A 10,519-nucleotide genomic window follows, 5' to 3' on the forward strand; every position below is an offset into this window, starting at 1 on the left:
GCAGCGCCTCTACGGCGCGGCTTCAGCCGCCCGCCCGGGATATACTGCAAGACGTTACGTCGCACCCCATGAGGATGAGGCGCGCGCCGAGGGGCCAGTTTCCTCTGTGCTATACTAGCCCCGCTCTCGGCAGGGAATAGCGCGAAGCGAGGCGGCTCGATGAAGATATACAAGGCCCGCGCGCCGATGCGGATCGGCTTCTTCGGCGGCGGCACGGACGTGAGCCCCTACGCCGAGGAGCACGGCGGCAAGGTGCTCAACTGCACGATCAACCTCTTTGTGCGCTGCATGATCACCCCCAGCAGCGCCCCCGGCATCACCATCCGCTCGCTCGACCTCCAGGAGGTGAGCAAGCTGGTGAGCGGCCGCGAGTGGGACGGCCAGCTCAGCCTGCCCCAGGCCGTCCTCGACGCTATGCCCCTGCTCCAGTCGGTGCGCTCCGCCGAGAACCCCGGCTTTAAGCTGACTATGTTCAGCGACGCGCCCCCCGGCAGCGGGCTGGGGTCCTCCTCGGCCCTCGTGGTGAGCATGCTCAAGCTGCTCTACGCGATCGCCGGCCAGACCTACGACCCGCACCAGCTGGCCGAGCTGGCCTACCGCATCGAGCGGGTCGATCTGAACATCCCCGGCGGGCGACAGGACCAGTACGCCGCCGTGTTTGGCGGCATGTGCCTCTACCACTTCGGCCAGGGCCGGGTGATCGTCGAGCCGGTGATCACCGACCCGGCCGCCCTGATGGAGCTGGAGAGCTGCCTGATCATCGGCTATATCGGCGACCGCCAGCTGCTCACCCGCCACCTGATGAGCGACCAGGTGCAGCGCCTGGTGAAGGGCGACACGCTGCGGCTCCACGATGAGACGAAGGCATTTGTCGACGAGGCCACCCGCCTGCTGCGCGAGCTGCGCATCTCCGACTTCGGCCGCCTGCTCCACGAGGCATGGGAGGTGAAGAAGGCCTTCTCGCCGCACATCGCCCCGCCGATCGTCGATCATGTCTACGACCTGGCCCGCCGGCACGGGGCCTGGGGCGGCAAGATCACCGGCGCGGGCGGCGGCGGCTTTATGGTCTTCGCATGCCCCTTCGACCGCCGCCTGGATCTGGAGCGCGCCCTGACCGAGGCCGGCGTGATCGTGCGGCCCTTCTCCTTCGTCACCCACGGCGTGCAGTCCTGGAGCGTCGAGGAGCGGGATTGACTATGGAGGTGGGCGAAGCTGCCGGCTTCGCCCACCTCCATAGCGGGCCGCAGGTGAGCCGATTGTCATTTTTCCCTCGTTGACGGGGAAATCCCCACGTGCTACGATCCCCTCACGATCACGCAACCCCGGAGCCTCACCCCTTGAAGCGCCTGCTCCTCCTGCTGGCCCTGCTGGCCGCCATGCTGCCCGTCGCCCCCGCCCGCGCCGAGGGCGGGTCGCTCGGCGTGCAGGAGTTCCTCTCCCAGCAGCCCGGCCCGCTCAAGAGCTACCGCGAGGGCGGGCGCAGCGCCGCCGCGATCATCGAGAGCAACAGCCTCTACTACGGGCTCAGCCCGCGCCTGCACCTGGCCCTGCTGGAGGCCACCGCCGGCCTGATCAGCGACCCCGCGCCGCCCGACGCGGCCCTGCGCCAACCCTTCGGCGCCGCTGGCCCCGACGGCTTCGCCGCCCAGGTCGAGTGGGCCAGCCGTGAGCTGCGCGCCGGCCTCGGCCCCTACAGCCGCCCGCCCACCGTGCGATTCACCGACGGCGTCACCTTCACCCTGACCCTGGCCCAGGCCCCCGAGGGCGTGTCCGTCCAACGATTCCTGGCCCAGGGCCGCAGCTCGGGCGAGTGGCGCGCGGCCGTCGACGCCTTCAGCAGGGCCTTCGCGCGCTACTTTAATAACGAGCTGGTGCAGATCGGCATCGGCGGCGGGTCGCCGGCGAGCGCGTCGCCCCCCGATGCCGGCGCGGGATTCCTCGGCCTGCCCTGGCCCGCCGGCGACCGGGTCGTCCACCTGGCCTACTTCGACCACGTCTACCCCACGGTGGACACCGGCGACGACGGGAACACCTTCGTCGTCACCTACCTGAACCAGGGCAACGTCCAGTACAACGGCCATGACGGCCACGACTACTACTTCCCCGACCAGCCGGTCGGCACGCCCATCCTGGCCGCCGCCGATGGCGTGGCCTACCCGCGCACCCACCGCGGCAACGGCGTGGTGATCGAGCACCCCGGCGGCTATGAGACGGTCTACTGGCACCTGAGCGCCTTCGCCCCCTACTTCACGGGCAAGATCGATGGCAGCGCCGGCGTGCCGGTGCGCGCCGGCGACCTGATCGGCTACAGCGGATCGAGCGGCTTTGTGCGCGGCACGCCGCACCTGCACTTCGAGGTGCGCCGCTACGGCAAGCAGGTGGACCCCTACGGCTGGTACGGCCCCGGCCCCGACCCCTGCGCGGCCTACGCCGGCTGTCTGGCCAGCACCTGGCTCTGGAGCAGCGCGCTGCTCGGAACCTACGACTTCACGCCGCCCGGCACTTCGGCGGGCGGGATCGTGCCCGCGCCCGCCGACGACACCCCGCCGGTCGGCACGCTGGCCGTGAACCCGCCGGCCGACCTGCTCTTCCAGGCCGGGCTCGACGGCCACCCGGTGCAGACGGTGGGCGCCGGATTCCCCGAGATCTCCGGGGAGCTGCGCTATGTCGATGGGCGCGACGGCCAGGCTCTCGCCACCTCCGGCGCCGGCCTGGCCTACCCCAGCGCCGACAACCTGCGCCCCGAGGCCGGCACGATCAGCCTGTGGGCCGAGCTGCCCGAGCGCTACCCGGCCAACGGCCTGGGTCGCCACTACCTTATCGCCGCCAGCGCCAGCCCGGATGGCGCGCCCGTCTACAGCGGCACCCTGGCCCTGCGCCGCGACCTGCTCGGCCCCGGTGAGAGCCCGCGCTGGACGTTCTGGACCGTCGGCGCAGATGCGGCCAGCGCCGACGAGCTGACGGTGCCCGACACGCTCGCGCCGGGCTGGCACCACTTCGCGATCAGCTGGGATGCGGCCACAGGCGAGAAGGCGCTGTATATCGATGGGGCCGAGGCGGCGCGGGGGGGCGAGGCGGCGCTGCCGGACGAGGTCGGGCCGACGATCCAGATCGGCCGCTTCACCTACGGCGGCGCCCCGGCCGGGGTGATCCTCGACGACCTGGCGATCTACGGGCGCGCCCTGGGCGCGGGTGAGGTGGCGGATCTGGCGGCGGCCCGCCCGGATGTGGATGCCCCGGTGATCGTGCGCAGCCGGCGGGTGCGCCTGGACACCAACGCGATCGACCGCGAGGGCGGGATCGTCGCCGTGCAACTCGGCGTGGACGGCGAGTTCGCCGACCCGCAGCCCTACTACGACGCCTACCGCTGGCTGCTGCCGCCGGTGGAGGGGCCGCACATCCTGGCGGCGCGCTACGAGGATCGGGCCGGGAACACGACGACGCTGACCCGCACCGTCCTGCTCGACCTGGCACCGCGCATGGATCTGGCCCTGGAGCCAACTGGCCCACTTGGAGTGACGGCCCTGATCTCGGCCAGCGATGGTGGCCCGATCATGATGCAGGTCAGCCAACAGCCCAGCTTCGCCGGCGCGGACTGGCAGCCGCTCCAGGGACGCTTCTACTGGGCCTGGGACCCGACCCTGCCCCGCAGGCTCTACATCCGCCTGCGCGATGTGAGCGGCAACGTCACGCCGGCGCAGGAGGCAGCGCCGCCCGAGTGGCGGGCCTACCTGCCGGTGATCGTGCGCCGATCATGGCCGTAAGGGCGCAGCAGCGACCGCAGGGGCGCGCCGCTCGCGGCGCGCCCCTGCGGTCGCTGCTGCGCCCCTGCACGGGCACCACGCTAATCCAAATACCCGTGGAGCCGCTGGCCGACGCTGGGGTGACGTAGGCGGCGCATGGCCTCGGCCTCGATCTGGCGAGTGCGCTCGCGGGTGATCCCGAAGGCCACGCCGACCTCCTCCAGCGTGCGGCGCTGGCCATCGATCAGGCCGTAGCGCAGTTGGAGGATCTTACGCTCGCGCTCGGGCAGATCGTTCAGGGCTGCGCTCAGCTCCTGGTGCAGCATGTTCTGCGCCGCGATCTCCATCGGCGTCTCCAGGCTCTCGTCGGCGAGCACCTCGCCCACCCGGCCCTCGCTCTCGTTGTTGAGCGGCTGCTCCAGCGAGACCGGCTGCGTGGAGGCCTGGAGCAGACGCTTCACCTTGCGCAGGCTCAGGCCCATCGTGTGGGCGATCTCCTGGGGGGTCGGCTCGCGCTCAAGCTCCTGCTCCAGCTTATAGATCGCCCGGCGTAGGTGGACGAGCGACTCGCTCAGGTGAACGGGCAGGCGGATCAGACGGCTCTGCTCAGCGATCGAGCGGGTGACCGCCTGGCGGATCCACCAGGTCGCGTAGGTGCTGAAGCGGTTGCCCCGCGTATAGTCGAACTTCTCGACGGCGCGCATCAGGCCGATGTTGCCCTCCTGGACAAGGTCCATAAAGGCCATCGGGCTGCCGATATACTTCTTCGCGACGCTCACCACCAGGCGCAGGTTGGCCTGGATGAGCTTGCGGCGCGAGTCAAGGCCGCGGGCCACCTTCAGCTCAAGTATCGCCCGCTCGCGCCCATCAGCGTAGTCCTCGTCATCAAGCTGCCGACGTGCCGCCTTGCCCTCGACGATCTGCATCGCCAGGTCGCGCTCCTCATCAGCCTTCAGCAGCGCCACCTGACCGATCTCGTGGAGGTAGAGCTGCACCGAGTCCTCGACGGGCTCGTTGTCACGATCCTCAGGCTCCTCGATCTCGGCTTCGGCCACCCATGAGTCATCATCGTCATTTGAGATGACCTCGGCCTGCTCGTCCTGCTCCAGCACCTGATCACTCTTGCTCGCGTTACGGAAGGCGTACACGGCAGTTCTCCTCTATCCCTCGTGGCGGTGGCCTTGGCGGCGCCGGTGGCGGATCGGGCGGTGCCGGTCTGCGGCGGCGATCCGCGCTGGCCGGTTATTTCTCTACCGAGATATACGGAGTCTCAAAGATTTTGGATGTGTATATTTTCACCTTTTGCACAGTTTTTGTCAAGGGTCATGTCTGAGGATTTTACGACGAGTTTTGGGCCATCGGCCCGCCGAAACAGCTTGAGGCAGAGCCTCTGCAAAGTCACCTCCTGGTGGGGGTGCGGGGGAGGCTTCGCCCCAGGGCTTTGCAGAAGCCCTGCAGCTTGAGGCAGGGCATGTGCAACGTCGCCAGCCGGGGGGGCAGGGGCTTTGCAGAAGCCCTACAGCTTGAGGCAGCCATACCCCTCGCGAAAATGCGACGTGGTACAATAAGCCGCATTGCGTTCGCCGATGATGCCAAGAGGCCGGACATGACAACAGATGACGCAGCCACCGAACCCCGAAGCACCTCTCCATCGCTCGACTCGCTCATCACGATCTTCCCCACCCCCTGCGCATTAATCACCCCAGACGGCACGATCCGCGCGGTGAACCCGGCCTGGCAAGATGCCTTCTTTAACACCGGCCTCGGCGAGAATGTGATTGCGGTCTGCGCACGGATGTTTTACTGGAAGCACGCAGACTGGGGCCAGGTGCAGCAGGATCTGCGCGATATGATCAGTGGCACCACGCCGATGTGCCGCTTCGAGGAAGTGCTGTCGGAGCCACCGGAGCGCTGGTTCTCGAACACTGTCGTGGCCCACGAGTCCCTGGCCGGCGGGCTGCTCTGGCAGACCCACGACGTAAGCGAGTGGCGCATCGCCGAGGAGGAGACGGCCCGGGTCTGGCACCAGATCCGCGACGCGCTGGAGAGTAGCGCAGACGGGTTCGCCCTGTACGACGCCGATGATCGCATGGTGTTCTGCAACCGAAGCTATCGGGAGCTGTTTAGCGAGATCAGCACGCTGCTTGTGTCGGGGAAGACCTTCTCAGAGATGGTGCGGGTATCCGCACAGCGCGGGCAATACCCCGAGGCGGTCGGGCGCGAAGAGGCGTGGATCGCCGAGCGCATCCGGCAGCACCGCGATTGTGAGACGGTGGAGATAGAGCTCGCCGGCGGGGTCTGGATCCGGTCAGTCGATCAGCGCACCAGCGATGGCGGCACGGTCTGTATTCGCACCGACATCAGCGCGATGAAGCGCGCCGAGGCGCTGCGCTGGCAGAGCGAGCAGCAGGCCGAGCTGATCCGCATCCAGGCCTCGCTGCTGGCCGAGCTCTCGACCCCGCTGCTGCGGATCAGCGATCGCGTGGTGGTGCTGCCGCTGATCGGATCGATCGACAGCGCGCGGGCCGAGATGGTGGTGGAGTCGCTGCTGCACGCGGTGGAGTCCATGCGGGTCGAGGTCGCCATCCTGGATATCACCGGGGTGCCGGTGGTCGACACGCAGATCGCCAATGTGCTGCTCCAGTGCGCCCGCGCGGTTAAGCTGCTCGGCGCATCCACGGTGCTCACCGGGATCCGCCCCGATGTCGCGCAGACGATGGTGGCGCTGGGGATCGATCTGGAGGGCGTGGTGACGCGGGCCGACCTGATGGGCGGGATCGCCTACGCGCTGCGCCGACGCTAGCGGACGCAGCGATCGCCGGATCACAAGCCCACGGCTGCGGACTCGACATCGCGCAGCAAGGTTCCGCACTGCGCTCGCGGGCCACGCGTAATCGGAGCCACGCCCCCCTCGATGCCTCCCAAAAACTCTTTGCACTTTCACCCCACCTGGCTCTCATTCGCCTCTTAATAGTGCGCTATGAATAAAAGCAGGTGTTGACCATTGAGTATGGGTGTGATAAAATAGCCCGGACACTCAAGACCCCTGTCGTCTCTGCCCTGAACGGGCGTAGGAGGAAGGACTGCGCATGGCGGAGCCGGATAGCCTTATGCAGCTCGGGATTGAGGCCGCCCGCGATGGAAATAAAGAAGAGGCCCGAAACCTCTTCCGTCTGCTCACGCTCCAAGACCCCGCAAATGGCCAGGCGTGGCTCTGGCTTGCCGGCGTAGCAGAAACTCGCGAGGAGCGGCAGGCAGCGCTCGAGCGCGTCGTTGAGCTCGACCCCAAGAACGAGATGGCGATCAAGGGCCTCCAGGCTCTTGGTGCGCGTGCCGAAAGCCCATCCCCCGATATCGTACCAGCGACCTCGCCGCCACTAAGCGTCAACGACGACCCCTTCGGCGACGATGATGACGACCCCTTCGCATCGCTGAACGACCTCTCCGATATCATGGCCGATGCGGAAAAGCCCATTCGCCGCGCTGACCCACCGCCTACCGATGAGACAGATGAACTCGCGGCGATAGGCGTTGGCAGCAGTAGCGACAGCTCCGCCAGCCGACCGAGCAGCGGCTCCGCCAGCCGGCCGAGCAGCGGCTCCACGAGCCGCCCAAGCAGCGGCTCCACCAGCAGCCGCCGCAGCATCTACGACGAAGAGGAAGATACCGTGCCCGCCCGCCGCGGGATGAGCCCCCTGCTCAGCATCCTCCTCGGCCTTGTCGCCCTGCTCCTGATCGGCCTGCTGTTCGTCTTCTTCTTCTTCAATAGCAGCGGACAGAGCGTCGCCGATCAGGCCGCCCAGCAGACCGCCGCCGCCGATCAGGCCGCCCAGCAGACTGCCGCCGCCGCCGCCGCAGAGGAGCCGACCGCGATCCTCGGCGAAGGAGCCGACCAGGGCGCTGGCCCTACCGAGGCGATCACATCGACCACAACGCTTGAGGAGCCGACCGCCGAGGCCACCGTCGAGCCCACCGCGCCTGCGCCGGCCGATGTCTCCCAGGCGAACCCCGTCATCGTCTCGGCCAGCACGCCGCTGCAGAGCGAGGGCTGGATCTATGACTTCAACCAGCCCACCTACGCCGCGCCGATCATCGGCCCGCTCGGCCAGTACCAGCCCGCGAACGGCCGCTTTGTGGTCGTGCTCGTCTTCGCCGTAAATAGTACCGGCACGAGCCAGACTATCCCGCCCGACTTCTTTGTGCTCAAGGACGCGCAGGGCCGCGTCTGGAGCACACGGCCCGAGGTGTCCGACGCCTACGTCATCCCCGGCGTCAACGCCGACCTCAGCCAGACCCAGCAGCTCCCGCCCGACGGGCTGACACGAAGCGTCGCCCTGATCTTCGATGTCGCGCCCGATGCGACGAACCTGGTCTTCTTCGCGCGCAGCAACCCGACCCAGGGCTGGCTCGTGCTGCCAAATGTGTAGCGATGCTCAAATGTGGGGGGGGCTCCGTCTCTCCCCACATATCCCCCCCTCAACGTGACCGACCCCACACCTGCAAAGCTCAACATCGACCAGCTGCTCCGGATGGGAGTCTCTGCGGCGAGATCCGGCAATCGGAGCACCGCCCGCGCGCTCTTCCTCGCCCTCACCCACGAATGCCCCGATGACGTGCGACCATGGCTTGGCCTCGCGGGAGTTGCAGCCAGCGCCCAGGAGCAGCGCGATGCGCTGGAGCATGTTGTCGCGCTATCCCCGGGCCACCCGCAGGCCCAACAGGCTCTGGCGAGTCTCGGGCCGCCCGCGCCTGTTCAGCGAGCGCCCTCCCCCTCGGCGCTGGCGGAGTCGCCGGTGCCGCCACCTGCTGCGCCCGCAGAGCCGCTGGATCAGCCGCCACTGCCACCATCTTCTGATGATGAGCCAGCACAGGCTCAGCCGCGATTCCCGCTCATGAACATGATCGCGCTGGCGATCATGGGGCTCCTGATCATCGCGCTCCTTGTCCTTGCGAGCGGCCTGGTCGCCAGGCCGGAGCAGCGCTCCGCCGAGGCAGGGATCATCCCCTCCTCCGTGCTCATGCCAGCGACTCAGCCCCCGCCGACCACCGACTCACACGCCAGCATCACACAGCAGCCCTCGCCTGAGCCCTCGCCCTCGGCAGCAGATCAGCCGGGGATGGCGACGGCTGCGCAGGTCACGACAGCCGCAGCGACGACGCCCGCCGCTGGGCTGCCCGCGCCGGCGAGCCTGCCGCTCGGCACCATTGTCGATGTCGATGGCTGGAGCGCGACGCTGCTGCGCCCCGACTACGCCCTCATCCTCGATGGCGCCATCGGCGACCTAAAGCCGAGCGGGCGCTTCGTCCTCGCGCTGATGGCGATCAGCAATAACAGCGCCGACCTGCGGCGGATCCCCGCCGATCTGCTCACCCTCGTCGATAGCCGGGGCCGGCGCTATAGCCCGGCACCCAACGCCTCAAGCGCCTACCTCTCGCTCTATGGGCGCGGCCAGCACGGCGACCTCGCCCTCGAAGATGCGATCACCCCCCGCAGCGGCATGCGCAGCGTGCCTATCCTCTTTGATGTCCCCGACGACGCCACCGGCATGGTGCTCACGGTCCGCGACGGCGGCACGTCCGGCTGGCCGATCGAGGGCGCGGCCGCACCCGCCACCAACGTCGGCCCCTAGTTGGGGCGACAGCCCTGTCGTAGCAGAACCTTCGCCCCGACCGCACGGTATATAGCATAGTGTCGCCCATAGAGGGCTCCGCTATCAGCCTGCCGCCATAAGGAGGCACCCGTGCGACGACTCGCCACATTTGGCATCATCATCGCCCTGCTGGGACTTGCCGCCGCCACCCACACCACCGCCCGCGCCGGCGAGCGCACCGTCCAGATCAATGAGTTTATGCCCGACCCATCCGCAGGCGAGGAGTGGGCCGAGCTCTACAACAACGGCAGTAGCCCCGTCGATATCGGCGGCTGGCAGATCGACGACGAGAGCATCGGCAAGCCAGGGGTCGTCATCGCCCAGGGCACGACCATCGCCCCCGGCGCGCATATGACGTTCGCGTGGGCCGCCAATATCCTGAATAAGGCGGGCGACACCATCCAGCTGCTAGGCCCGGCGGGCGATGCCATCGACAGCCACACGTATGGCGAGGCCCAGAGCGATCTGTCTCTGGCCCGCATCCCCGACGGCGGGGTCGATTGGCTCTGGGGCGAGCCAACGATGGGCGGGGCGAATAGCCCCGCGCCGACAGCGACGATCAGCGCCAGCGACGAGGCGCCGACGGAGACGGCGACTGGCAGCGCTGATGTGGGCACCCCCACCGCCGAGGGCACCCCCGCCACATCGCCGACGAGGACAAGTACGCCGACGGCGACGCCGACCAACACTACCACGCACACCGCGACCCCGACGGCTCCCCCCAGCTTCGGCAGCATCAGAATCAATGAGATCGCGGCCGGCACTGACCCCGAGTGGATTGAGATCTATAACAGCGGTGATCGCGCGGTCTCTCTGGACGGCTGGCGCGTCGTGCGCGTATCAGAGAGCTCGGGCACATCACGATCTATCTCGGCCACGGTGATTGGCCCCGGCGAATTTGTTGTTGTTAGCTTTGCAAAGGGCTTTCTGCCCAATGATGGCGCAACGATCGTGGTGCATGACGGCGCGGAATCGCCGATGAGCGATTCGATCAGCTACCCCGCGCTGGACGCGACACACGTGTATGCGCTCCAGGAATCGGGGATCTGGGAGGTGACCGATCTGTGGTCGCAGGGCGAGCAGAACCCGCCGCCGCCACCAACAGCCACATCTAGCCCAAGTCCC

7 protein-coding genes are annotated in these 10,519 nt (G+C 68.0%); 6 read left to right on the forward strand and 1 reads right to left on the reverse strand.

The annotated features are described in order from the left end of the window. Window positions 1-159 precede the first annotated feature (159 nt). Both K2Z83_RS25750 and K2Z83_RS25755 read left to right on the forward strand, forming a co-directional pair. The gene (locus tag K2Z83_RS25750; RefSeq protein WP_220598034.1) at window positions 160-1,194 is read left to right on the forward strand and encodes a GHMP kinase; all 1,035 of its coding nucleotides are present in this window, start codon (window positions 160-162) and stop codon (window positions 1,192-1,194) included. A 143-nt stretch (window positions 1,195-1,337) separates the two neighbouring features. Continuing rightward, window positions 1,338-3,764: a peptidoglycan DD-metalloendopeptidase family protein gene (locus tag K2Z83_RS25755; RefSeq protein WP_255604514.1), complete on the forward strand. Its 2,427-nt coding sequence runs from the start codon at window positions 1,338-1,340 to the stop codon at window positions 3,762-3,764. Window positions 3,765-3,844: 80 nt separating this feature from the next. Here K2Z83_RS25755 and K2Z83_RS25760 read toward each other — a convergent pair whose 3' ends face one another. Continuing rightward, entirely contained in the window at window positions 3,845-4,825 is a 981-nt protein-coding gene (locus tag K2Z83_RS25760; RefSeq protein WP_370650280.1) for an RNA polymerase sigma factor RpoD/SigA, read from the reverse strand. 524 nt (window positions 4,826-5,349) lie between these two features. Between K2Z83_RS25760 and K2Z83_RS25765 the strand changes: the two genes are divergently transcribed. The 4 genes from K2Z83_RS25765 to K2Z83_RS25780 form a co-directional block, all read left to right on the forward strand. Beyond that, window positions 5,350-6,546, forward strand: coding sequence for a PAS-domain containing protein (locus tag K2Z83_RS25765; RefSeq protein ID WP_220598036.1), 1,197 nt, complete (start codon window positions 5,350-5,352; stop codon window positions 6,544-6,546). Between the two features lie 307 nt (window positions 6,547-6,853). Beyond that, window positions 6,854-8,170 (forward strand): M48 family metallopeptidase, encoded by a 1,317-nt coding sequence (locus tag K2Z83_RS25770; protein ID WP_255604515.1) that lies wholly within the window; start codon window positions 6,854-6,856, stop codon window positions 8,168-8,170. 465 nt (window positions 8,171-8,635) lie between these two features. Continuing rightward, window positions 8,636-9,373 carry a DUF4352 domain-containing protein gene (locus tag K2Z83_RS25775; protein ID WP_220598038.1) on the forward strand — a complete coding sequence of 246 codons (738 nt, stop codon included), beginning with the start codon at window positions 8,636-8,638 and terminating at the stop codon, window positions 9,371-9,373. Window positions 9,374-9,484: 111 nt separating this feature from the next. Continuing rightward, the coding region (locus K2Z83_RS25780; protein ID WP_220598039.1) for a lamin tail domain-containing protein at window positions 9,485-10,519 on the forward strand (1,035 nt) is incomplete at its 3' end.

Source organism: Oscillochloris sp. ZM17-4 (assembly GCF_019599295.1).
In the GTDB taxonomy this organism is placed as follows: domain Bacteria; phylum Chloroflexota; class Chloroflexia; order Chloroflexales; family Chloroflexaceae; genus Oscillochloris.

Coding starts and splice junctions, on each gene's coding strand:
- K2Z83_RS25750 (WP_220598034.1), top strand. CDS start 160: ATGAAGATATACAAGGCCCGCGCGCCGATGCGGATCGGCTTCTTCGGC.
- K2Z83_RS25765 (WP_220598036.1), top strand. CDS start 5,350: ATGACAACAGATGACGCAGCCACCGAACCCCGAAGCACCTCTCCATCG.
- K2Z83_RS25770 (WP_255604515.1), top strand. CDS start 6,854: ATGCAGCTCGGGATTGAGGCCGCCCGCGATGGAAATAAAGAAGAGGCC.
- K2Z83_RS25775 (WP_220598038.1), top strand. CDS start 8,636: ATGAACATGATCGCGCTGGCGATCATGGGGCTCCTGATCATCGCGCTC.